The sequence below is a fragment of the Agromyces sp. Y558 genome (genome assembly GCF_059445415.1).
On the sequence record NZ_JCAIUH010000001.1, the window covers coordinates 300,016 to 323,679 of the forward strand.

The window sequence follows — 23,664 nt, forward strand, 5'->3', positions numbered from 1 at the left end:
TGTTAGTCGCTCACATTATTGACGACAAACGTCCGGGTCGTGAATCGCTCGCGCGTTCAGCGGAGCGCCGATGCGCCGGTGGTGCCGGCCAAGTTCGCCTTGCGCGCGGGCGCTGCAGCGGCCGACGTGCTCGGTCCGGCGAGTCGGCTCGCGCGCTCCTCCTCCCGCCGTTCGGCGGCCACGCGCCGCCGCTCGAGGTCACGCGTCAGCTGTGCGTCGTTCGCTGCCTGCAGGTGAGGGAAGGTGATTTCCGAGATGATCATGTCGACTCCTGTGTGTATGTCTCGAGATTCCTCTCTAAGGGGGGCACGCGGCATCCGCTGATCGCCATATTCCTCGACACGACCCGCTCGCCGGTCTGAGGTAGGGCCTGAGGCCCCTCGCAGATGCGCACTCGCGCGGCCGCTGTGCTACCGTCTTGGCGATCGTGCAGAGTCGAGACGATATTCCCCGACAGCGACTCCGAGCACATGGTCGGCGCCAACGCGATGGACGGGTCGCTGCGTCCGCCCGCTGCTCGGGCCGGCTACGACCGGGGCAGAACCCTCGCCGGGAAGCTCACCGAATTCTGGCGGTGACGCCCTCGAGATCAGCCGGCTGAAGAGCCGGGAATGGTCGGATGCCTCGGAGCGCTGTAGTCAAGGTGAAGCAACGCATCGGGTTCCTCTCGTTCGGCCACTGGCATCCCTCGCCGCAATCGGGCACGCGCACCGGCGGTGACGCACTCGTGCAGGCGATCGAACTCGCCGTCGCGGCCGAAGAGCTCGGCATCGACGGCGCGTTCTTCCGCGTCCACCACTTCGCCCGGCAGCTCGCCTCGCCGTTCCCGCTGCTCGCCGCGATCGGCGCACGCACGAGCCGCATCGAGATCGGCACCGGCGTCATCGACATGCGCTACGAGAACCCGCTCTACATGGCCGAGGAGGCCGCCGCGGCCGACCTCATCAGCGCCCACGGCGGCGGCGAGGGCCGCCTGCAGCTCGGCGTCAGCCGGGGATCACCCGAGACGGCGCTCGACGGCTCGCAGACGTTCGGCTTCGTGCCGCCCGAGGGTGAGACCGATGCGGATCTCGCCCGCGCGAAGACCGAGCTGTTCCGAGCGGCCATCGCGGGCGCGGGCGTCGCTCCGGCGAACCCGCAGATGACCGGCTCGACCGGCCTGCTCCCGATTCAGCCGCAGTCGCCGGGCCTGCCCGACCGCATCTGGTGGGGCTCGGGTACACGAGCCACGGCGAAGTGGACCGCCGAGCAGGGCATGAACCTCATGAGCTCGACCTTGCTCACGGAAGACACCGGGGTGCCGTTCGACGAGCTGCAGGCCGAGCAGATCCAGATCTTCCGCGATGCATGGGGGAATGCCGGGTGGGAGCGCACCCCGCGAGTGTCGGTGTCGCGCAGCATCCTGCCGATCATGAACGACGAAGACCGGATGTACTTCGGCGAGCGCGAGTCGTCGGACTCCGAAGACCAGGTCGGATTCCTCGACGGCGGCCTCGCCCGATTCGGCAAGAGCTACATCGGCGAGCCCGACAAGATCGCCGCCGACCTGGCGAACGACGCTGCCGTCGCGGCATCCGACACCTTGCTCGTCACCGTGCCGAACCAGCTCGGCGTCGACTACAACACGCGACTGCTCACGGCGATCGCCGAGCACGTGGGGCCCGCGATCGGGTGGGAGCCCGCCGAGCGTTGAGTCAGCTCGACGCCCAGCCGCTTGTCGGTCGAGTGGGCCAGAGTGGGGGCATGACTCTCGCCGCATCGCCCGCCGACACCCGCGATGCTGCCCTCGAGGCGCTGCGCGAACTCGTGGGACGCTCCGACGCCGAGTTCCACGAGGGGCAGTTCGAAGCGATCGAGGCGCTCGTCGAGGGGCGGCGGCGAGCGCTCGTCGTGCAGCGCACCGGTTGGGGCAAGTCGGCGGTGTACTTCGTCGCGACGCTGCTGCTGCGCCGACAGGGCGCAGGACCGACGGTGCTCGTCTCACCGCTGCTCGCTCTCATGCGCGACCAGATCGCCGCCGCCGAGCGCGCCGGCGTGCGTGCGGTGGCGATCAACTCGACGAACGCGCACGAGTGGAGCGACGTGCTCGCGCAACTCGACCGCGACGAGGTCGACGTGCTGCTGGTCTCGCCCGAGCGGCTCAACAACCCTTCCTTCCGTGAGCAGCAGCTGCCCGCACTCGTGCGGCGCATCGGCATGCTCGTCGTCGACGAGGCACACTGCATCAGCGACTGGGGGCATGACTTCCGGCCCGACTACCGGCGGCTGCGCGACCTCATCGGGCAGATGCCGGCTGAAGTGCCGGTACTCGCCACGACCGCCACGGCGAACAGCCGAGTGGTGGCGGATGTGGCGGAGCAACTGGGCACCGAGGTAACCGGCGCGACCGGCGCAGTCGCTGAGGTGCTGACGATCCGTGGGCCGCTCGCCCGCGCGTCCCTGCGGCTGGGGGTGCTGCGGCTGCCCGATTCACCGAGCCGGCTCGCGTGGCTGCTCAGCCATCTCGACGATCTTCCGGGTTCGGGCATCATCTACACACTGACCGTCGCGGCCGCCAACGACACCGCGCGCCTGTTGCGCGACCGCGGGCACGAGGTGCGCGCTTACACCGGGCAGACCGATACGGACGAGCGCACCGAGTCCGAGGGCATGCTCAAGCGCAACGAGGTGAAGGCGCTCGTCGCCACGAGCGCGCTCGGCATGGGCTTCGACAAGCCCGACCTCGGCTTCGTGCTGCACCTCGGCGCCCCGTCGTCACCCGTCGCCTACTACCAGCAGGTCGGCCGCGCCGGCCGTGCGAGCGAGAGCGCCGACGTGCTGTTGCTCCCCGGCACCGAAGACGGGGCGATCTGGCATTACTTCGCGACGGCCTCGATGCCCGATCAGGATCGCGCCGAGCGCGTCATCAGCGCACTCTCCGACGTGCCGGTCTCGACGCCGGCGCTCGAGGCGATGGTTGACATCCGTCGCACGCCGCTCGAGCTGCTGCTCAAGGTGCTCGACGTCGACGGTGCTGTGCGCCGTGTGCAGGGCGGCTGGGTCGCCACCGGCGAGCCGTGGGTCTACGACGCCGAACGCTACGAACGAATCGCCGCCGAGCGGCTCGCCGAGCAGCAACACATGATCGAGTACGAGCAGACCGACGGATGTCGCATGGAGTTCCTCCAGCGCTCCCTCGACGACGACACGGCAGCGCCCTGCGGGCGGTGCGACAACTGCGCCGGCGTCTGGTTCCCACGTGAGATCGCGGCATCCGCGAGCGCGACGGCGGCCGAATCGCTCGACCGCGTCGGCGTGCCGATCGAACCGCGACGTGCATGGCCCACGGGCGCCGACCGACTCGGCGTACCCGTGAAGGGCCGCATCGCGCCCGCCGAGCAGACGGCGGAGGGCCGGGCGCTCGCCCGCCTCACCGACCTCGGCTGGGGCGGCACGCTGCGCGAGCTGTTCGCGGCGGGCGCTCCCGACGAGCCCGTCTCACCGCAGGTGCTCGCCGCCTGTGTGCGCGTGCTCGCCGACTGGGGCTGGGCCGAGCGCCCGGTCGCGGTCGTCGCGATGCCCTCGCGCTCCCGGCCGCTCCTCGTCGACTCGCTTGCTCGAGGCATCGCCGAGGCCGGGCGGTTGCCGTACCTCGGCGCGCTCGCGCACTCGGGCGGCGGTCCGACGGGCCAGCCGGGCGGCAACAGTGCGTTCCGGCTCGCCGGCCTCTGGGATCGCTTCACCGCCGAGGGCCTCGACGTGCCGGCCGGCGGGGTGCTCCTCGTCGACGACCAGGCCGACAGCCGCTGGACGCTGACGATCGCCGCTCGCGTCCTCCGTCAGGCGGGCGCGACCTCGGTGCTGCCGTTCATGCTCGCGCTCCGCGGCTGAGACGAGCGGGGCTCAACCACGTCCGCGCGCGTGATCGCTCCGCGCGAGGAACGTCGCCGCGACGATCGTCACGAGGCAGAGCACGGCGGAGACGATCGTCCTGGCCGCATCACCCTGGATCGCCCCGATGAACGCATCGATGCCCTGCACGATCGTCATCGCGACAGCGATGGCGAGTAGCGCGTCATCCGATCGGAACAGCGGTGCGATGAGCGCGAGCACGACGAGTGCCGTGCTGCACGCGGCGGCGTAGAGCGCATTCGCGTTCGCCGCGCCGACGCCGCCGTCGATCACGGCCAGCATGGCGTAGGTCACGCTGACCCCCGCACTGACGATGACCACGGCGTAACAGATCCAGAAAGCAGCGCCGCGGGCGGCGATCTGCGTCGATTCGCTCATGCGTTCAGCGTGGAGGTCGAGCGGCCGCGCGTCAAGCCGCCATGTCACGCGATCGGCGCGAGCTCCTTCGCGACGAGGGTCAGCACGTCGTACGACGCAACGAGCTCGTCGTTCTGGTTGCGCAGCACCGCGTCCCACCGCACCTCGCCGTACTCGTCTGTCTCCCGCGGTGTGATCTGCTTCGCCGTGAGCTCGACGCGGATCGAGTCGCCGGGCGACACCGGCGTGACGAAGCGCAGATTCTCGAGGCCCGAGTTCGCGAGCACCGGCCCCGGCGCCGCGTCGACGAAGAGGCCTGCCGCCCAGGAGACGAGCAGGTAGCCGTGCGCGACACGGCCGGGGAAGAACGGGTTGGCGGATGCCGCGGCCTCGTCCATGTGCGCGTAGAACGTGTCGCCCGTGAACGCCGCGAACGTCTCGATGTCGTCGAGGGTCACCATGCGCGAACCCGACACGACCTGGTCGCCGATGCGGAGTTCGGCGAGCGACTTGCGGAACGGGTGCCCGCCGTCGGGCTGCGATGCGGCTCCCGCGTGCCACACACCGGTGAGCGCGGTGAGCATCGCTGGTGAGCCCTGCACTGCGGTGCGCTGCATGTGGTGCAGCACCGCACGGATGCCGCCGAGCTCTTCGCCACCGCCGGCGCGCCCGGGCCCGCCGTGCACGAGGTTCGGCAGCGGCGAGCCGTGGCCCGTCGACGAGCGCGCGTCGTCGCGGTCGAGGAACAACACGCGCCCGTTGTACGCGGAGATGCCGCCTGCAAGCGCCACAGCGATCTCGGGGTCGTGCGTGGCGACGCTCGTCACGAGCGATCCACCGCCCCGCGCCACGAGGGCGACGGCCTCGGCGACCGAGTCGTAGCCGACGATCGACGCCACCGGACCGAACGCCTCCACTTCGTGCAGCGCCGGGCTCGCGGCATCCGCGAATCGCAACAGCATCGGCGCGACGAAAGCGCCCTCGGATGCCGCGCTGCTCACGTCGTCGGACAGGCTGACGCTCGGAGCATCCGTCGACCCGATGACGAGCTCGCCGCCGCCGGCTTCGAGCCTGCCGACCTGACGCAGCACCTCGTCGCGCTGCGCGAGCGAGGCGAGCGGCCCCATCGTGACCCCCTCAGCGCGCGGGTCGCCGACGACGACGCGCTCGTCGATGCGCGCACGCACAGCGTCGATGACGGCGTCGACGGATGCCTCGGGCACGATCGCCCGGCGGATCGCCGTGCACTTCTGACCCGCCTTCGTCGTCATCTCTGCGACGAGTTGCTTGACGTACGCGTCGAACTCGGGGGTGCCGGCGACGGCATCGGTGCCGAGGACGCTCGCGTTGATCGAGTCGGTCTCGCTCGTGAATCGCACGCCGCCGGTCTGCACCGAGTCATGCGCGCGCAGCTTCTCGGCGGTCGATGCCGATCCGGTGAAGGCTACGAGGTCGCCGAGCCGCAAGTGATCGAAGAGCCCGGGCACGCTGCCCGACACGATTTGCAGCGACCCTTCAGGCAGCAGCCCCGACTCGACGAGGATGCGCACGAACGCCTCGGCGAGGTATCCGGTCGGCGTCGCGGGCTTCACGAGGGTGGGCACACCGGCGAGGAACGCCGGGGCGAACTTCTCGAGCGAGCCCCAGACCGGAAAGTTGAACGCGTTGATCTGCACGGCAACGCCCGGCAGGCGGGTGTAGATATGCCGTCCGAGGAATGAGCCGTCTTTCGAGAGGTTCTCGACGGCACCGTCGATGTAGACCTTCGAGTTCGGCATCTCGCGCCGGCCCTTCGACGAGTACGCGAAGAGCACGCCGATGCCACCATCGATGTCGACCCACGAGTCCTGCTTCGTCGCACCCGTTCGCGACGACAGCTCGTAGAGCTCGCCCTTGCGCTCGGTGAGCGCGAGCGCCATCTGCTTCAGCAGCACCGCGCGCTGGTGGAAGGTCATCTCGCCGAGCGAGGCCTGCCCGACGGTGCGCGCGTACTCGAGCGCGCTGCCGAGGTCGAGTCCCTCGGTCGAGACGCGTGTGACGACCTCACCTGTTGATGCGTCCCGCACCTCAACACCGGCGGCACCCGCCACCTCACCTGTTGATGCGCCCGGCGCATCAACACCAGAGTCCGCCGCCGTGCCACCACCGGACGACGCCGGCGGCGTCCACCATTCGCCGTTCACATAGCTCGGCAGAATCGTCACCATCGGGGGTTCTCCTTATTGATGCTCGTGGGTTGAGGAGGCGCACCAGCGCCGTCCCCCTCGTGGGTTGAGGAGGCGCACCAGCGCCGTCCCCCTCGTGGGTTGAGGAGGCGCACCAGCGCCGTCCCCCTCGTGGGTTGAGGAGCGAGCGAAGCGAGCGTCTCGAAACCAAACGGATCGAGCAGGCAGGTTTCGAGACCTCGCTTCGCTCCTCCTCGACCCACTGTTGATCATCATGGGGCGTCCCACAGGTAGAAGCCCTCGCCGGTCTTGCGCCCGAGCTTGCCCTCGGCGACCATGCGGCGCAGCAGCGCGGGCGGCGCGAAGCGTTCGCCGAGCGTCGCCGAGAGGTACTCGGCGATGCCGAGCCGCACGTCGAGGCCCACGATGTCGGTGAGCCGCAGCGGCCCGATCGGATGCTTGTAGCCGAGGCTCATCGCGGCATCGATGTCTTCGGCCGACGCGACGCCGTCTTCGAGCATGCGGATCGCTTCCAGCCCCAGCGCGACGCCCAGCCGAGACGAGGCGAAGCCCGGGGCATCCGAGACGACGATCGGGGTCTTGCCGATGGCGTGCACCCAACCCCTCGCCTCCTCCACGAGCGGCCCTTCGGTTGCGCGGCCTCGCACGACCTCGACGAGCGTCGACGCGGGCACGGGGTTGAAGAAGTGCAGGCCGAGGAACCGCTCGGGCCGATCGAGCAACGCCGCGAGCTGGTCGATTGAGATCGACGAAGTGTTCGACGCGAGCGCCGCGCCGGGCGCGAGCACCGACTCGACGCGCGTGAGCGCGTCGATCTTCAGTTCGAGGTCTTCGGGCACCGCCTCGACGACGAGGTCGCAACGGGCGAAGTCCCCGACATCGGTCGACGCGGCGAAGCGAGCGGCGATGGCGCTCTCGTCATCGTCGGCGGTGCCTCGGGCGACAGATGCCGCGACGGACTCGAGCACACGGGCCGACGCCGCGCCCGCGGCATCCGCATCGCGCTCGACGACGGTGACTCGCGAGCCGGCGAGCAGGAACGCGTGCGCGATGCCGGCGCCCATGCGCCCGCCGCCGAGTACGCCGACGTCTTCGGGGGCCCCCGTTGCGGTCTCGGTCACGTGCGCTTCCTCTCGAGGAACTCGGTCATGCGGCGCTGCTTCTCCGGGCTCTCGAAGAGCGCGGCCTGTTCCTCGAGGTCGGCGGCGGGGTGCGCATCGCGCGGTGCTCGGAACACTCGCTTCGTGGCGATCGTCGCAGCCCGGTCGTTGCGAGCGATTCGGTCGGCGATCGCGTGCGCAGCGGCCAGCAGTTCGTCGGCAGGGTGCAGCTCGCTCACGAGCCCGATCTCGAGCGCCTCGGCCGCGCCGACGGTGCGGCCTGTGAGCAGCAGTTCGATCGCCCGAGCGTCGCCGACGATCTCCTTCAGCCGCCAGCTCGCCCCGGCGGCGGCGATGATGCCGAGCCCGGTCTCCGGGTTGCCGATCTTGAGCGCGGGGGTTGCGACGCGGATGTCGGCCGCGTAGGCGAGCTCCGCGCCGCCGCCGAGCGCGTACCCGTCGAGAGCTGCGATGACGGGCATCGGCAGCAGCGCGAGTCGAACGAACGCGTTCGCGTTGATGCCCGCGCGCGCGTCATCCGCCCGCCGTTCGCGGAGCTCTGCGATGTCGGCGCCCGAGGCGAAGACGCCGCGCGCGCCCGTGAGGATGAGCGTGCGCGGCACCGCCTCGAGCTCGGCGCAGAGCACGTGCAGATCGTCGATCGTGGCCTGGTCGATCGCGTTGCGCTTGTCGGGTCGGTTGAGTGTGGCCACGACGCGGTCGTCGAGCCGTTCGACGAGCAGCGGGCTCTCGTTCGCTGAGCCTGCGGTGCCCTGCGCTCGCCGAAGGGGGGCACCCTGAGCCTGTCGAAGGGTCGAATCGGGCCTGCCGCGCACGCTGCTTCCTTCGGCAAGCTCATGACCCTCGCGCATCAGACGCGCTCCACGATGAGCGCCGTGCCCTGGCCGACGCCGACGCACATCGTCGCGAGGCCGTAGCGCGAGCCCTCTCGCTCCATGCGACCGAGCAGCGTCACGACGAGACGCGAGCCCGACGAGCCGAGCGGATGCCCCAGGGCGATCGCCCCACCGTCGGCGTTGACCCGCGATTCGTCGAGCCCGAGGCGGCGCATGACTGCGATCGATTGCGTGGCGAACGCCTCGTTGAGTTCGATCGAGCCGATCTCGTCGAGATCGATGCCGGCGCGCTCGAGTGCCTTCTCGGTCGCGGGAACAGGACCGAGCCCCATGATCTCGGGGGCGATGCCCGAGCTCGCACCGACGACGACCCGCGCCCTGGGCGTGAGCCCGTAGCGTTCGACCGCCGCACCGCTCGCGACCAGAATCGCGGATGCCCCGTCGTTCAGCGCGCTCGAATTGCCCGCCGTCACGACCGAGCCGCCGTTCACGACCGTCCGGAGTCGGGCGAGCGCCTCGAGCGTGCTCTCGGGGCGTGGCCCCTCGTCGACGAGCACCTCGCCGCGCGCGGTCGGCACACCGACGATCTCGGCCTCGAAGCGCCCCGCAGCGATCGCCGCCACGGCCCGCTGCTGGGAGCGAAGGGCGAACGCGTCGGCCTCTTCGCGCGTGATGCCGTCGATGCGCGCGACCTCTTCAGCCGTCTCGGGCATCGAGTACGTCGCCTTGTCGCGTGCCAAGAGCTCTGGATTCGGGAACCGCCAGCCGATCGACGTGTCGTGCATCGCACCGGGCCGCGCCCAGGCCTTCTCGGGCTTGGCCTGCACCCACGGCGCACGCGTCATCGACTCGACGCCGCCCGCGACGATGAGGTCGGAGTCTCCGGCACGGATCGCCTGCGCGGCCATCGTGATCGCCGACATGCCCGAGGCGCAGAGGCGATTGACCGTGATGCCGGGAATCTCGTCGGGAAGCCCGGCGAGCAGCACCGCCATGCGGGCGACGTTGCGGTTGTCTTCGCCCGCCTGGTTCGCGGCGCCGAGGATGACTTCGTCGATCGCGCCGAGCTCGCCCGCGACGTCGAGCCGGGTGCGCCGTACGATCTCGCCGACGACGAGCGCCGCGAGATCGTCGGGACGAACTCCCGCGAGCGCGCCTCCGTAACGACCGACGGGCGTGCGCACGCCATCGACGAGGTAGGCCTCAGCCATGGTCCACTCCTGACTGCACTGTCATCACCGGTCGCATTTCCCGACCGAACGTTCAGGAAGTAAGTATGGCAAACGGATCCCCTGCGCGCCACCCGCCCACGAGGCTCGGCCCGGGAAACTTCGGCCGGCGAGCACGCCCGCCCACGACGAGCGCGAACTCGACGTGCTCGCCCGACTCGACGCGCTCGAAGAACAACTGCGCTTCCAGCTCCACTTTCCGCGCCGCTGGAGCGGGTCGATGGTGGCCGATGGCAACCCGATCGGGACCGCGTGAACGCACGAGGGGCCCGCATCCGTCTGGACGCGGGCCCCCGATTTTCCACGGGCGGATGCTTCAGCCGGCGAGTTCCTCATCGGCGGCAGCCGACTCGGTCTCGACGGTCTCGAGGGTCTCGACGGTCTCGACGGCGTCGATGACCTCGGCGGCCTCAGTGGCCGCGTCGAGCGACTCGACGGCCTCTGCAGCGGCCGTGCCGCGCTCGAGCTCGCCGGCGAAGTCGTCGCCGAGACGCATGTCGACGAAGTCGACATCGATCTCGGCTCGGTCGAGCAGCTCGACCATGCGACGCTGGCGGTTGCGCGGGATGAGCGTGACGACCTGGCCGGTCTTGCCCGCACGTCCGGTGCGGCCCGAGCGGTGCAGGTACGTCTTGTACTCGTCGGGCGCGTCGGCCTGGATCACGAGGTCGATGTCATCGACGTGGATGCCGCGTGCTGCGACATCCGTTGCCACCAGCACATTGACACGGCCCGAGGTCAGCTGCTGCAGGTTGCGCGTGCGACGCGACTGGTTGAGGTCACCGTGCAGGGCGACGGCGCGGATGCCGTAGTCCTCGAGGTGCCCGGCAAGGTCTTCGGCGAATGCGCGGGTGCGGCTGAAGACGAGCGTCTTGCCCTCGCGGTTCGCGAGCTCGGCGACGATGTCGCGCTTCTCGTGGTTGCCGATGACGAACACGCGGTGCTCGATCGTCGACGAGGCCTGGTCTTCACCGGCGACCTCGTGCACGGCCGGCTCGACGAGGAACTCGTCGACGAGCGTGGCGACGCCCTTGTCGAGGGTCGCCGAGAAGAGCAACTTCTGGCCGCCGGCGGCGGTGTGGCGGAGGATCCGCTGCACCGGCTCGAGGAAGCCGAGGTCGCACATGTGGTCGGCTTCGTCGATGACGGTGATGACGACCTCGGAGAGGTCGAGTCGACGCTGCTCGATGAGGTCTTCGATGCGGCCGGGGGTGCCGATCACGATGTCGACGCCGCGCTGCAGCGCACCGACCTGACGCTGCTGGGGCACGCCGCCGTAGATCTGCGTGGTGAAGAGACCGACGCTCTGCGCGATGGGCTGCACCGTGCGGTCGATCTGCAGGGCGAGCTCACGGGTCGGCGCGAGGATGAGCGCGCGGGGCTTGCGGCCCATCTGACGCTTGCCGCCGGACTTGCCGGACTCGGCCCACATGGCCATGAGGCGCTCGACGGTGGGTGCGCCGAAGGCGATGGTCTTGCCCGAGCCGGTCTTGCCACGGCCGAGCACGTCGCGACCTTCGAGCACGACCGGGATGGTCGCGGCCTGGATCGGGAACGGCGCGTCCGCGCCGAGCTCCTTGAGTGCGCGCACGACGTTGCCGCCGAGGCCGAGGTCGGCGAAGCTCACACCGTCGGTGTCGGTGGCCTGGATGGCCTCGGCCTCGAGGCGCTCGAGCACGACGTCGTCGTTCGTCGAGAAGCCGTGGCCCTTCTCCTTCGCCGGGTAGAAGCTCGACTCGCGTCGACCCGAGTCCTTGAAGCCGGGGCGATCGACATCGCGGTGGGGAGCCCGGCGCTGTGCTGAGCCTGTCGAAGCATCGTCACGGTCGTACGAGCGGGCCGGGCGGTCGTTGCGGTCGAACGAACGCGCGGGGCGATCGTTGCGGTCGTTGCGGGGTGCACGATCGTCGCGATCGAACGAACGCGCGGGGCGGTCCTCGCGGTACGCAGGGCGAGCCGGGCGGTCGCTGCGGTCGTTGGAGCGCGGCGCACGATCGTCACGATCGTACGAACGCGCGGGGCGCTCAGGGCGGTCGTTGCGGTCGTACGAACGAGGTGCACGATCGTTGCGATCGAACGAGCGCGCAGGGCGATCGTTGCGGTCGGAAGAGGTACGGGGCGCGCGGTCATCACGGTCGTACGAACGCGCAGGGCGCTCGCTGCGGTCGGAAGAGGTACGGGGCGCGCGGTCATCACGGTCGTACGAGCGCGCAGGGCGATCGTTGCGATCGAAGGAACGAGGGGCGCGATCGTTGCGGTCACCCGAGCGGGGCGCACGGTCATCGCGGTCGTACGAGCGAGGTGCACGATCGTTGCGATCGAACGAACGCGCAGGGCGATCGTTGCGATCGGAAGAGGTACGGGGCGCGCGGTCATCACGGTCGAACGAGCGCGCAGGGCGATCGTTGCGATCGAAGGAACGAGGGGCGCGATCATTGCGGTCACCCGAGCGGGGCGCACGATCGTCACGATCGTACGAGCGCGTGGGGCGGTCCTCGCGGTACGCGGGTCGAGCCGAGCGATCGTTGCGGTCGGACGAACGGGCCGGGCGCTCGTCGCGGCTGTCGCGCTCCGAACGGTGCGGAGCACGGCCGGTGGAGACGCGCTCGTCACGCGACCAGCGTTCCTTCTTCGGAGCCTCGGTCGGCTCGGCGCGGTAGCCGCGGTGGCCTTCGCTGCGTGAGCCGGGCTTGGACGATCCGGCGCGCGCCGGGCCGCCCTTCGAGCCGCCCTTCGCGTACGAGGGATCGAAGTTCTTGGCGGGCCTGCCGCCTTGGGGCTTCTTGTTCTTGGGCATGCTGATGTCTTCCTGGGTTGTACTTGAAGTACATGGCAGGCCTGCCGGGCGCGCGTTGGCGCACAGCAGGTCTGAGAACCCGGAGCATCGTCGACCGGGGCCGTTCACATACGGTGACTATCCGAGGCCCTTGCCCCGAAACCGGCCCTTTGGACTCACAAACCCATCCGCGCACAGCGCAGTGTCCAGAACCGACTCGGCTACGATACCGGAAATCGGCTGAGAAAGCGCCTTGCGCGGCATCCGGACCGCGACGCCCACCCAGATCAGCATCGCGCGACTGGCTCCCGGTGGCGGAACGGTGGCGGCGGCTTCGGCTGGAGTCGTGCTCGGCGGATTCGTGTCGTCGCTCATGGATACCCCCAGGTAACGCGCTCCGGTTCGCCACCGGCTGTACGGGCTGCGTCGCGCTCATCGTCCTGAGCCGGCGCGGAGCATTCACGACCGTTTGGGGCACGACACGCCGAAACCGTGACGAAACATCGCCGACGTACGCTCCCCGGGTGGACCACCAACTCCCTCCCGTGACCGTCGCCGTCGAGCCACCGCGGCAGCCCGAGGTCGAGCGGCTGCTCGATGGCAGCTCCGCCTACGCGCAGAGCCTGTATCCGCCCGAGAGCAACTTCCTGCTCGACATCGCCACGCTCGAACAGCCGGGGGTGACCTTCTACGTCGCGCGCGACGGCGAACGCGCCGTCGGAATCGCCGCCCTCGTCATCGACACCACGGCAACGGCGACGGATGCCTCTGAGCCCACGCACGGCGAACTCAAGCGCATGTTCGTCGACCCGTCGGCGCGGGGCCGCGGGGTCGCGGGCGCGCTACTGACCCGAATCGAGGCCGACGCGTCCGCGCTCGGCATCCGTGAGATCGTGCTCGAGACCGGCGACCTGCATGACGCCGCCCAGACGCTCTACACACGCCACGGCTACCGCAAGATCCCGCAGTTCGGCCAGTACGTCGGCGAACCGCACTCGGTCTGCTTCGCGAAGCCGCTCGCCTGACCGGCCGCACATCGGGCGACCGGAAGCGTTTCCAACCGCAGGAGAAGTGAGCTAACATCACTGCACCCCTGAACCCGGAGCCCGGTGTGAACTCGACCCGACGCACAGGCGGTTCAGGCACCCGCGCCCGGCGGGTCGTGTGGGCCGTCACAGCAGCTGCAGCCGCCATCGCGAGCGTCAGCGCGCTCTCGGGCTTCCACGTGCAGCTGCGCGAGATCGACCCGAAAGGATCGGATGCCGCGAGCGAGCTCACGAGCACCGAGATCATCGGCATCCGCACGTTCACGGCGCCCGAGGGCATCACGGTCGACGCCGATCTCGAATACGGCACCCGAGAAGACGGCACGCTGCTGACGCTCGACGTCTGCGTGCCCGCAGACACCGGCCTCGCAGACACCGGAGTCACGGGCACCGAAGTCACGGGCACCGGCCCCGCTGCCGAGCTCCTGCCGGCGGTCGTCGCGATCCACGGCGGCAGTTGGGCCCGGGGCGACAAGGCCAACAGCGACTGGCGCAACGTCTGCCTGTGGCTCGCGAGCGAGGGCTTCGTCGCGGCATCCGTCAACTATCGACTCGTGCCCGACGCCCGGTTCCCAGCCGCGATCGACGACGTCGCGCTCGCCGTGGAGTGGCTGCGCGCGCCCGAGCAGGCCGAACGGTTCGGCATCGACCCCGCCCGCCTCGGCGCGTTCGGCGGCTCGGCCGGCGGCAACCTCGCCGCCCTGCTCGGCACCACCGGCGACGGCCCGCTCGACGAGGGCTCGCGGGTCGCGGCGGTCGCCGAGCTCTCGGGGCCGGTGGGACTCGGCGCGTCCGAGCTCGAGGCCGACGGGGCATCCGACTGGCTTCGCCGCATCATCGGCGAATACCTCGATTGCGAACCCGGCGCGAGCGATGAGCAGTGCAGTCAGGCGACGGATGCCTCGGCGGGCCCCCACGCCGACCCGAGCGATCCGCCGTTCTTCATCGCCCATGCCGAGGGCGAGATCGTGCCCCTCGGGCAGTCGCGGCGGTTCGCCTCGACGTTGGAGGCAGCGGGCGTGCCCGTCGAACTCGCGGTGGTGGCCGGCGCCGAGCACTCGATCGGGATCCTCGACGAGGCTCTGCGCGCACGGGTCGCGGCGTTCCTGCACGCTCACCTCGGGTAGCGCTGGCGCTGGCGCACCTACTCGTTGGTGAAGAAGACCTCCTCGCTGTTGAAGTCGCGGGAGATCGCGAGCGTCAGGGAATCGGGATCGGCGACCGACCATGCCGAGTTCCACGTCACTGATTCCCCCGGGAGCACCTCGGTCGGCTCCGTGGCGACGTCGTCGGGAACACCACCGAAGTCGAAGATCTCGCCCGCCCCCTTCTCCGCGGAGTAGAGGGAGAGGGTCATGTACGACAATTCGATGATCTCGTCTGAGTTGTTCTCGACGATCACGGTGAAGTAGACGTTGTCGGCGTACGGCAGATCTATCGCGTATTCGCTCGTCGTGTACGGCTCGGCCGGTGACACGGACAACTCGACACCGTCCTCCCAGACCAAGGTCCCGCCGAACGCGACCGTGGTCTCACCCGACGGGACCGCGGGCGAGGGCCAGGTCGCCGCGGGCGGCGTCGTCTCGGGAGCGGAAGAGGCGACAGCACCGAAGAACGCGCCGGTGGCCATCGCCACACTCACGACGAACACGACGAGACTCACGACGCCGCCCACCACTGCGACGCCGAGCGCAGTCAAGGCGGGCCACTTCGCGCCCTTCTGGAAGAGGGCGACGATCGCCAACGCGACGGCGGCCAGCAGGAGGAACCATCCCACGAACCGAACGACCGGAATGCACGCGACCACGAACCCGAGCACGGCGGCACCGAGCGCGATGAGGCCGAGCACGTTGAGCGTCGAGCCGACGTGCGTGGCACCGGGCGAGCCAACGGCTGGGACCGCGGCGACGGCGACGGCGGGCGGTACGGCAGCGGTCGCCGGTTCGACGAATGCCACGGGCTGTGCCGGTGCCTGTGCCGGAGCCGGTGCCGCCACGGCCGGCGCGAAGTGCACCGTCCATGCTGCGCCATCCCAGTAGCGCAGGCGGCCGGATCCGTCGTCGTACCAGCCAGCTGGGGCGTTCGCGTCAGTCATGACCATGATCCTGTCAGAGCCGGCCGACCCCTGTGGGGCCGCGCGCCTCCTGTCGGTTGAAGGCGGCGGAGGTCGACCGGCGCCTACCCCTGAGCACATTGCTGGGCAAGCCCCTGCGCCGACGGCCGCCGCCACCACCGTAGGCTCGGAGCGTTCCGATCGGAGATGACATGTCCGCGCACGATTCACCCGAGCACGACGCACCCGAGCACGACGGCGCCGACGATTCGCCCGCGCAGCTCTCGCGGAGCGACTGGCGCCTCATCTTCACGCGCACGGTTCACGAGTACCGCATCAACCAGGTGCAGGACATCGCCGCCGCGCTCACCTTCTATACGCTGCTCGCGGTGTTCCCCGCGTTGCTCGCGACGCTCGCGCTGCTCGGCATCTTCGGCAGCGCCGAGGCTGTGGTGGCCGACGTGCTCGAGGTCGTGCGGGAGCTCGGCGGGGCATCCGTCGTCGATGCACTCGACGAACCCATCGACCAGTTGCTGAACGCGTCGCATGCCGGCCTCGCCTTCGCCACCGGACTGCTCGGCACATTGTGGGCGACGTCGGGCTTCGTCAGCGCGTTCGGCCGCGGCATGAACCGCATCTACGAGGTCGAGGAGGGCCGGCCGTTCTGGGCGATGCGGCCCATGACACTCGCTATCTCGGCGGTCCTGGTGGTGCTCGCTGCCGTCGCAGCCGTCGCCCTCGCGCTGACCGGGCCGGTCGCCGAGGTGGCCGTGGGAGTGCTCGGCCTCGACGAGGGTGCTGCGTTCTGGTGGGACCTCGGCAAGCTTCCCGTGCTCGCCGCGATCGGCATCCTCGTGTTGGCGTTGCTGTATTCGGCCGCGCCGAACGTGAAGCGCCGCAACTTCCGCTGGCTGAGCGTCGGCGCCGTCGGCGCGCTGCTCGCCTGGGTGATCACGACCGGCCTCTTCGCACTGTATGTGCTCGGATTCGGCACGTACCAGCGCGTCTACGGCGTGCTCGGTGGGGTCATCGTCTTCCTCCTGTGGATCTGGCTCTCGAATCTCGCGATGCTCTTCGGCGCCGTGCTCGACACCGAGGTCGAGCGGGCTCGCCAGCTGCGGGCGGGCGTCGCAGCAGAGGAGCACGTGCACCTGCCGCTCCGCGACGACCGGCTCATCGCGAAGAACCGCGAGCAACGGCAACGCGATGTGCGCGCCTCCGCCGGCATGCGGCCCGACGTCGTGACAGACGGTGTGACGCCTCCTGCAGGGCGTCGTCCGCACGGGTGACCGGCCGGAAACCCTACCGCGGTAGGGGCGCCGAATGGCTCCCAAGAGGGATGCGGCGCCCGAACGGTGCGTGACAGAGTACTGGCATCATGGACCAGATCCACCAGACCAGCCCTCGACCAGCGGATGCCCCGGCCCCTCGCCCGCCCGCCCCGCCGATGCCGCCGCGCGTCGCCGGCCCTGATGAGCGGCAGTTCCGCGCGTGGATGTGGGTGGCGACCTCCCTCCTCGCCGTGCTGCTCCTGTCGGTGGCGGTTCCGCTCGCGGCGACCGTCTACGGGGTGCACTTGCTCGCCGCGTTCGCGACGAGTCTCTTGCTCGCCGGTTCCATCCCGCTCGCCGTGCGCCTGCCATGGGTGGCCGCGGGGGTCGCGACGATCGGCCTGCTCGCCTTCGCGCTGCTCTCCGCCGGTTCCGACGGCGCCCCGTGGCCGTGGCCGGTCACGACGATCATCGGGCAGGGGGCCCTGCTCATCGTGCTCGGCCTCATGCGACCGTGGTGGGTCGGGCTCGCAACCTGGTTCGCCGGAGTGGTCGTCACCATGCCGTTCGCGTTCGTCGATGCGGGCGCCGCAGCAAGCATGGTGACGGGCGCCGCCGTCACGGCGCTCGCGCTCGTCGTTGCCGTGCTCCTCGCCCAGTGGCGACTCATCGGTGTCGAGCTCTTCCGCGAGCGCGAGCACTCGGCCGCTGAGCAGCAGCGGCGCCTGCTCGTCGAAGAACGCAACCGCATCGCCCGCGAACTGCACGACGTCGTCGCCCACGGGCTCTCGATCATTCACGTGCAGGCGACCAGTGCGCCGTACCGTGTCGAGGGCCTGAGCGAGGGAGCGAAGACCGAGTTCGCCGAGATCGCGGTCTCCGCCCGCACCGCGATGACCGAGATGCGGCAACTGCTCGGAGTGCTGCGCAGTGCCGACGCCGCGGCGGAGACCACGCCGCAGCCAGGGCTCGCCGAGTTGCCCGAGCTCGCGGCATCCGTCGAACGCGCCGGCGTGCCGGTGACGCTCACCGTCGCCGAAACGCTGCCCGACGCCGGGCTCGCCTCGACGGCCGTGTACCGCATCGTGCAGGAGGCGCTCAGCAACGTTGTGCGGCATGCGCCGGGCGCACCGACTTTCGTCTCGGTCGAGGTGCTCGCCGACGACCTCGTCGTGTGCATCGAGAACGAGGCGGCGACGGATACCCCGGGGCCCGATGCGAAAGGCGGCGGCCACGGCCTCATCGGCATCGGCGAGCGCGCTGCCCTGCTCGGCGGGCGCGCCGAGTACGGGGCCCTGCCCGGCGGCGGCTACCGTGTTCTGACGACCCTGCCACTCGGCGCGAATGGAGAAACGGTGTGACGATCTCGGTGCTGATCGCTGACGACCAGGCGATGGTGCGTGCCGGCTTCGCCGCCGTGCTCGGCGCGCAACCGGGCATCGAGGTCGTCGGGCAGGCGTCAGACGGCGACGAAGCCGTCGCGATGGCGCACGAACTGCGACCCGATGTGGTCGTGATGGACGTGCGGATGCCTGGCCAGAACGGCCTCGAGGCGACCCGGGCCCTGCAGACTCCGCCGCGCTCCACCGACTACGTGCCGCGCGTGCTCATGCTCACCACGTTCGACATCGACGACTACGTCTACGAGGCGCTCCGCGCCGGGGCGAGCGGGTTCCTGCTGAAGGACGCGACGCCTGAGGAACTCGTGGCTGCCGTACGGATCGTCGCCGCAGGCGATGCGCTGCTCGCGCCGAGCGTGACCCGGCGCCTCATCGAGGACTTCGCCCGGTCGGGCCCGCCGCCCCGCCCCTCGGGCACACGTCTCGCCGAGCTCACCGATCGCGAGCGCGAGGTGCTCACCCTCGTCGGCCGCGGGCTGTCGAACTCGGAGATCGCCGCCGCCCTCTTCATCGCCGAGCAGACGGTGAAGACCCACGTCAGCAAGATCCTGCAGAAGCTGCGGCTCCGCGATCGCGTGCACGCGGTCGTGTTCGCATACGACACGGGGCTCGTGCAGCCCGGTTCCTGATCACCTTTTCTGTTGGTGGAGTAGCGAGCGCCAGCGAGCGTATCGAGACCACGCACCGGGTCTCGATACGCTCCTATCTCGTGGTGCTGGGAGTGTTTATCCAGCTGTTTCCGACCTCATCTCCGAAACATTCCTGTTGGCGCTCTTGACGGGGATCCTGCTGAAGGTGGTCCTTGAAGTCGCGCTGTGGGCGAAGAAGAAGATCGTTGCGCGGATCCGGTCGACTGAACGCGGCGGGTTCGAATCGTTAGCGTGATCACCCTGTTGCAGAATGGGGAAGGTTCGCTAAGAACCAGAGACTGACGGAATTTACCACTGACCGGGATCTATCCCGAATAACCTCCTCTCTCCGCCGGATCGTTGGCCGGTCACGGAGCCCTATGCGCTTCAAGCGCCCGCCCAGAAGTTCTGTGGAAATCCCGTTCGCGGCGATACGTGTGTGAAAAAGGGACTGCTGCAGCTTCAACGTCGCCTCGGCAAGCTCACACCGATCGAGTTCGAGACCATAGTGAGAACGGCCGTCGCTCTGGCGGCATAAGGACACGAGTCAACTCAACCCTCAGCAGTCCCAAAAGAGCGGGGCGCCGCTGTGGGACACCGCCGCACCGTCCTGAATCCGTTACTGCATCCGCTGCGCAGCAGCGGATGTGCGTGGGCTTCGCTCTGCCAGTTCAGCCGGCTTGTCCCGGGCACGAAGGTCCCGGTGCCACGGGCTCCCATATCCGTTCTGAGCACTGTGCCGAACGACACATTCCTTGGACCCACAGACAAGGGCTACTTTCGCCGTAGTCGAACATCGTCGGGGAAATGGTGGCACGAATGGGTCGCTCAGGATCGCAAGTTCTAGTTCAACTCGCGGCGTTAGTGGTGGTGTCCAGCATGCTCGCTGGTACTACCTCTGCCGCAAACGCAGCCTCGCTGGCGCGTCAGGCAGTGCCGCTGTCGGCCGAGGAAAAGCCCGCAGATCGTGCGGCAGAGGACGCGGCAGGCGACGATGAGATCCCGGCAGATGGGATCTCGTCTGAAGATCGAGCTGCGTTGATCGGCGAGGCCGTGGGAACCCAAGATGACGTTGTGTACTCCACATTGGGAGGTCCAGACGGGGTAGTGATTCTTAGGGCGCGGGCGGCTGACGGATACGCATGGCAGAAGCTCGCAATCCTGCCCTCGCATGCGTCGGGGACCGACCTTTGGGTGGCCAACAGTTGCCTCGATCCGGGTGGTGACTATATGGCGGTGGTCTACGCGCCGCGTTCGTTCGCAAACTCCGAATCGAACTATCTTGGCGGCGCCTGGGGGGCAATCGTGGCACTCGAATCGGGAGAGGTCACAGATCTCGGTCGTGGGCATACACTCTCGTACTTCAACCCTGGATGCGGTGCTGGGGGATTCGCCGCGTTCGTTCGTTACACCGACGAAGGCGACACTCAGGTCGCGTCAATCGACATGCGCGACGGAACCGTGAAATCCAAGCTCGCCTTGGAGGGGGCGTTCACGTCACCGGTGACCACCCGCGAGGGCGGAGTGGTCGCTGCCAACGGTACTGGCATCGTCCGCCTCGATGAGTCCGGAGCCACCAGACTGTTCGACACTAAGGGTGCTCCGTTCGGGTTGAAAATCGATTCCTCCGAGCGCCTTGCATTCATCACCATGGAGGACAGGGGAAGCTCGACCGTCCGGATGCATGAACTGAATGGACCGGGACGCGAGACGGTGCTAGCTCGCGGCGATCTCACTTCTACCGGTCTCGAACGCACGCGTGACACGTTCTACGTCCTGGGCGAGGTGGCCCCGCCGAAGGATAAGCCGTCCCGAACCGACTACATCGCAGAGGCGGCTGTGGATGCAAAGGTCTCGGTAAACGGTTCGCTTGTCATCAACTCGGTCTCACCAGCAGGCATGGGGAAGCCAGACAGCGCTGAGGATTCGAGCGTCCGAGCTCACGTCAGAGCCTGGGTGCCCTCCACGAAGCGCGGCCTTACGTTCGACGTCGACCCATCTGTTGACGCAGACTTGGAGACATCATCCATGGATGAGCTCCGTGTCGCACCTCCGGAACAGCCATCGGCTCCAGCAGCCCTCAATGTGCGACCCTTGTTCTCGATCGTCGCCACGGGGTCACCAACCAACCCAGTTGAGGATGAACGCTCGTGCTCTGTCCCACGGAACGATCCACACAATCAGGCGTATCAACCAAAACCCAGGCAGGTACAGTGGGCGGTCGATCGGGCGGTGAGCGGTCAACTCACCGAGCAGCGCCTCTCGAATTGGCGGGGCCTCGGCATGCCGGCCTACACGCCACAGGGGTTGATCCCCCGTGTCGGCCTCGCGGGCGGCGGCACTATCCCACCCCAAATCGTGCTTGGCGTACTTGCGCAAGAGTCCAACCTTTGGCAAGCGTCCCGATACACGAGTCCGGGTAGCACTGGGAACCCGCTCATCGGCGACTTCTACGGATCGCGACCTGAAGGCCTCGAACCGGAGAGCGCCATCTGGGAGATTGACTTCGCGGACGCGGACTGCGGCTACGGCGTCGGTCAGATTACTGACGGAATGCGGCTGGCCGGTCGTGAGCGTCCCGGTGAGGTTGCCTTGCCATACCAGCAGCAGCGCGCGATCGCACTCGACTACACCGCAAACGTAGCCATGGCCGTCCGCATGCTCGCCCAGAAATGGAACGAAGTAGAAGCAGCCGGGATGGACATCAACAACGGCGATCCTGCCTATGTCGAGAATTGGTTCTTCGCGGTGTGGGCGTACAACAGCGGGTTCTACCCACAAGCCGGGGCCGGCGAACCATGGGGGGTGGGCTGGTTCAACAACCCGATCAACCCCATCTACCCGCCGAACCGTGGCCCATTCCTCGACGGAGATCCTTCCGATGCAGCGACACCTCAGTCCTGGCCCTACCCCGAGAAGGTACTCGGATTCGCTGCTCACTCATTGGACCTCCCCCTTACGTCGCTGGCCGACCCGGAAACCCGGACCTACCCAACCGAGTATGTGACGGCTTTCACAACTGCGTGGTGGCCAGGGGCAAATGATGTTGAAGCCGAGGAAAACAGGTACCAGGTCAAACCACCCATCGCAACGTTCTGCAACATGAGCGTCAATGACTGCGACACGACGGCGTTCTACCCGTGCACACTCGCGGGAGAACCAGAGTGCTGGTGGCATACGGACGCCATTTGGAAAGCGGACTGCCCGAGCACTTGCGGTTATGGGGAGGAACGGTTCGACTCCTCCTATAGTACGGAAGCATCCGCGATGGGATCCCATCTGCCCGCGACCACCTTGCAACTGAGCTTTCCGCCCAACTGTCAGGCGCCGCCCACGGGGGTTCTCGTGGTGGACGATGTCACGCATCCTCCCGTTCGGTCCGATTGTCCACAGCAAGCAACCCGGGGTTCCTTCCAATTGCAGTTCGTCAGCCCGCTTGGCAACGGCAGCTATTCGTCCAAAGTCGATCTTCATCAACAGGGTGGCGGATTCAACGCGCATTTCTATTGGAGTCACATGCGCACGAGCCCGGACGGCATCGACAATATCAATGACCGGTTGAAGATCACTGGTCGATGGGCGCTTGGGCAGCCATTGAATCAATGGACTCGCGTTTGGGTGCACCTCCCTGACCATGCTGCCTGGACTGACCAAGCCGCCTATACGGTCGAACTCGGAAACGGGCAGACCAAGACGCGCTATCTTCCCCAAAGGCGCTATCAAAACGAATGGGTGCCGCTCGGGGTGTTCGAGATGAATGGCGCTCCAGCGGTCTCGCTCTCCAACAAGGTGACCGTGGGGCGCGGCACGGACACCGATGATGTCGCATGGGACGCGGTTGGGTTCCAGCCGCTCGCTGCAAAACCGACCGACTTCGTGGTTGCGCTAGGCGATTCGTTCTCGTCCGGCGAGGGCGCTGGCGCCTACACAGCGTGGTCAGATCACGACGGCGATGATGCGGAAATCCAGAACGCCTGTCATCAGTCAGCGAACGCATGGATTCGCAAGACCACGCTGCCCGGACAACCGCAATCTATCGGTGCTCGTGAGAGCAGCGCGTCCGCCTTGCTCGATTTCCACCTCCTCGCATGCTCAGGGGCGGAAACTGAGAACCTGCTCCCCAACAAGACGCTTACATCGAACCTTCCCGAGAATGGTGAGGGCCAGACAGGGAAGGGGCAGTGGGGCATGGTGAGTCAGCTTGACGCCGGCTACCTCGATGAGAACACAACACTCGTGACCCTTTCCATCGGGGGCAACGACATGCGATTCGGACCGGTCATCGCGACATGCGTCCCTCCAGGAGCGCTCATGTGTGACGACAACGTCCTCGAAGGCGACTCGGTCGGTGCCCACGCCGCAAGTATGAACCGCCTCGACAATGAACTCCCCGATAGCTTGACCACGGTGCTCGCCCAGATCAAGAGTCGGGCACCGAACGCGACCATCGCTCTCGTCGGCTACCCGCGATTGTTTGATCTTGACACGAACTGCATCAACATCGACCAACCCAACCAAGCTTGGCTCAACGAGGTGGCGGACGAGCTCGCTTCGGTCATGCAGGCGGCGGCGAACGCAGCGGATTCTCCCGGACAACGTGTCGTCTTTGTCGACGCTCAATCAACATTCGCCAACCACACCCTGTGTTCTGACTGGAACGCAAACGACTACGGCCCGTCGGGACTTCGTGGCATCGAGTTCGAGTTCACACCTGGAGATAAGCCGTTCTCCATTGGGGACGGTACCTTTGCGTCACAACAGTCAGTTCACCCGAACGATCTCGGCACGTCGCTCTACTCGGATGCGGTTGAGAACGCATTGCAGGGCGTGTACTGATCTGAGGCGATGGATCACCCGTACGGAGAATCA

At 68.1% G+C, this 23,664-nt stretch carries 18 protein-coding genes; 8 read left to right on the forward strand and 10 right to left on the reverse strand.

What is annotated here, in order from left to right:
* Positions 1-56 precede the first annotated feature (56 nt).
* The gene (locus AC1C2T_RS01315; protein WP_495383962.1) at positions 57-263 is read right to left on the reverse strand and encodes a hypothetical protein; all 207 of its coding nucleotides are present in this window, start codon (positions 261-263) and stop codon (positions 57-59) included.
* 380 nt (positions 264-643) lie between these two features.
* Here AC1C2T_RS01315 and AC1C2T_RS01320 point away from each other — a divergent pair, with 380 nt between their 5' ends.
* Entirely contained in the window at positions 644-1,693 is a 1,050-nt protein-coding gene (locus tag AC1C2T_RS01320; protein WP_495383963.1) for an LLM class flavin-dependent oxidoreductase, read from the forward strand.
* Positions 1,694-1,743: 50 nt separating this feature from the next.
* Entirely contained in the window at positions 1,744-3,870 is a 2,127-nt protein-coding gene (locus AC1C2T_RS01325; RefSeq protein ID WP_495383964.1) for a RecQ family ATP-dependent DNA helicase, read from the forward strand.
* Positions 3,871-3,882: 12 nt separating this feature from the next.
* Here AC1C2T_RS01325 and AC1C2T_RS01330 read toward each other — a convergent pair whose 3' ends face one another.
* The 8 genes from AC1C2T_RS01330 to AC1C2T_RS01365 all read right to left on the reverse strand — a co-directional run bounded on the left by AC1C2T_RS01330 (position 3,883) and on the right by AC1C2T_RS01365 (position 12,771).
* Complete coding sequence (locus AC1C2T_RS01330) at positions 3,883-4,269, reverse strand: hypothetical protein (protein ID WP_495363152.1); 387 nt, start codon at positions 4,267-4,269, stop codon at positions 3,883-3,885.
* Between the two features lie 44 nt (positions 4,270-4,313).
* On the reverse strand, positions 4,314-6,455 hold the full coding sequence (gene paaZ, locus AC1C2T_RS01335) for a phenylacetic acid degradation bifunctional protein PaaZ (RefSeq protein WP_495383965.1): 2,142 nt from the start codon (positions 6,453-6,455) through the stop codon (positions 4,314-4,316).
* A 230-nt stretch (positions 6,456-6,685) separates the two neighbouring features.
* On the reverse strand, positions 6,686-7,555 hold the full coding sequence (locus tag AC1C2T_RS01340) for a 3-hydroxyacyl-CoA dehydrogenase family protein (RefSeq protein ID WP_495383966.1): 870 nt from the start codon (positions 7,553-7,555) through the stop codon (positions 6,686-6,688).
* Positions 7,552-8,370 carry an enoyl-CoA hydratase/isomerase family protein gene (locus AC1C2T_RS01345; RefSeq protein WP_495383967.1) on the reverse strand — a complete coding sequence of 273 codons (819 nt, stop codon included), beginning with the start codon at positions 8,368-8,370 and terminating at the stop codon, positions 7,552-7,554. The genes AC1C2T_RS01340 and AC1C2T_RS01345 overlap by 4 nt, the downstream gene beginning before the upstream one ends.
* Positions 8,371-8,405: 35 nt before the next feature.
* Positions 8,406-9,602, reverse strand: coding sequence for an acetyl-CoA C-acyltransferase (locus AC1C2T_RS01350; protein ID WP_495363148.1), 1,197 nt, complete (start codon positions 9,600-9,602; stop codon positions 8,406-8,408).
* Positions 9,603-9,654: 52 nt separating this feature from the next.
* Positions 9,655-9,816 (reverse strand): hypothetical protein, encoded by a 162-nt coding sequence (locus AC1C2T_RS01355; protein WP_495363147.1) that lies wholly within the window; start codon positions 9,814-9,816, stop codon positions 9,655-9,657.
* 120 nt (positions 9,817-9,936) lie between these two features.
* Complete coding sequence (locus AC1C2T_RS01360; RefSeq protein ID WP_495383968.1) at positions 9,937-12,417, reverse strand: DEAD/DEAH box helicase; 2,481 nt, start codon at positions 12,415-12,417, stop codon at positions 9,937-9,939.
* Between the two features lie 117 nt (positions 12,418-12,534).
* Positions 12,535-12,771, reverse strand: coding sequence for a hypothetical protein (locus tag AC1C2T_RS01365; protein ID WP_495383969.1), 237 nt, complete (start codon positions 12,769-12,771; stop codon positions 12,535-12,537).
* 149 nt (positions 12,772-12,920) lie between these two features.
* Here AC1C2T_RS01365 and AC1C2T_RS01370 point away from each other — a divergent pair, with 149 nt between their 5' ends.
* Positions 12,921-13,421, forward strand: coding sequence for a GNAT family N-acetyltransferase (locus AC1C2T_RS01370; RefSeq protein ID WP_495383970.1), 501 nt, complete (start codon positions 12,921-12,923; stop codon positions 13,419-13,421).
* Between the two features lie 86 nt (positions 13,422-13,507).
* Positions 13,508-14,569 carry an alpha/beta hydrolase gene (locus tag AC1C2T_RS01375; protein WP_495383971.1) on the forward strand — a complete coding sequence of 354 codons (1,062 nt, stop codon included), beginning with the start codon at positions 13,508-13,510 and terminating at the stop codon, positions 14,567-14,569.
* A 17-nt stretch (positions 14,570-14,586) separates the two neighbouring features.
* On the opposite strand, the gene AC1C2T_RS01380 is transcribed toward AC1C2T_RS01375, so the two are convergent.
* On the reverse strand, positions 14,587-15,537 hold the full coding sequence (locus tag AC1C2T_RS01380; protein WP_495383972.1) for a DUF2510 domain-containing protein: 951 nt from the start codon (positions 15,535-15,537) through the stop codon (positions 14,587-14,589).
* Positions 15,538-15,707: 170 nt separating this feature from the next.
* Here AC1C2T_RS01380 and AC1C2T_RS01385 point away from each other — a divergent pair, with 170 nt between their 5' ends.
* The 4 genes from AC1C2T_RS01385 (at position 15,708) to AC1C2T_RS01400 (ending at position 23,631) form a co-directional block, all read left to right on the forward strand.
* The gene (locus AC1C2T_RS01385) at positions 15,708-16,784 is read left to right on the forward strand and encodes a YihY/virulence factor BrkB family protein (RefSeq protein WP_495363141.1); all 1,077 of its coding nucleotides are present in this window, start codon (positions 15,708-15,710) and stop codon (positions 16,782-16,784) included.
* Positions 16,785-16,873: 89 nt separating this feature from the next.
* Positions 16,874-18,127: a sensor histidine kinase gene (locus AC1C2T_RS01390; RefSeq protein WP_495363140.1), complete on the forward strand. Its 1,254-nt coding sequence runs from the start codon at positions 16,874-16,876 to the stop codon at positions 18,125-18,127.
* Positions 18,124-18,795 carry a response regulator gene (locus tag AC1C2T_RS01395; RefSeq protein WP_495363139.1) on the forward strand — a complete coding sequence of 224 codons (672 nt, stop codon included), beginning with the start codon at positions 18,124-18,126 and terminating at the stop codon, positions 18,793-18,795. The genes AC1C2T_RS01390 and AC1C2T_RS01395 overlap by 4 nt, the downstream gene beginning before the upstream one ends.
* Positions 18,796-19,674: 879 nt before the next feature.
* Positions 19,675-23,631: a GDSL-type esterase/lipase family protein gene (locus tag AC1C2T_RS01400; RefSeq protein ID WP_495383973.1), complete on the forward strand. Its 3,957-nt coding sequence runs from the start codon at positions 19,675-19,677 to the stop codon at positions 23,629-23,631.
* The last annotated feature ends 33 nt before the right edge of the window (positions 23,632-23,664 follow it).

Coding starts and splice junctions, on each gene's coding strand:
- AC1C2T_RS01315 (WP_495383962.1), bottom strand. CDS start 263: ATGATCATCTCGGAAATCACCTTCCCTCACCTGCAGGCAGCGAACGAC.
- AC1C2T_RS01325 (WP_495383964.1), top strand. CDS start 1,744: ATGACTCTCGCCGCATCGCCCGCCGACACCCGCGATGCTGCCCTCGAG.
- AC1C2T_RS01330 (WP_495363152.1), bottom strand. CDS start 4,269: ATGAGCGAATCGACGCAGATCGCCGCCCGCGGCGCTGCTTTCTGGATC.
- paaZ (WP_495383965.1), bottom strand. CDS start 6,455: ATGGTGACGATTCTGCCGAGCTATGTGAACGGCGAATGGTGGACGCCG.
- AC1C2T_RS01350 (WP_495363148.1), bottom strand. CDS start 9,602: ATGGCTGAGGCCTACCTCGTCGATGGCGTGCGCACGCCCGTCGGTCGT.
- AC1C2T_RS01360 (WP_495383968.1), bottom strand. CDS start 12,417: ATGCCCAAGAACAAGAAGCCCCAAGGCGGCAGGCCCGCCAAGAACTTC.
- AC1C2T_RS01365 (WP_495383969.1), bottom strand. CDS start 12,771: ATGAGCGACGACACGAATCCGCCGAGCACGACTCCAGCCGAAGCCGCC.
- AC1C2T_RS01380 (WP_495383972.1), bottom strand. CDS start 15,537: ATGACTGACGCGAACGCCCCAGCTGGCTGGTACGACGACGGATCCGGC.
- AC1C2T_RS01385 (WP_495363141.1), top strand. CDS start 15,708: ATGTCCGCGCACGATTCACCCGAGCACGACGCACCCGAGCACGACGGC.
- AC1C2T_RS01390 (WP_495363140.1), top strand. CDS start 16,874: ATGGACCAGATCCACCAGACCAGCCCTCGACCAGCGGATGCCCCGGCC.
- AC1C2T_RS01400 (WP_495383973.1), top strand. CDS start 19,675: ATGCTCGCTGGTACTACCTCTGCCGCAAACGCAGCCTCGCTGGCGCGT.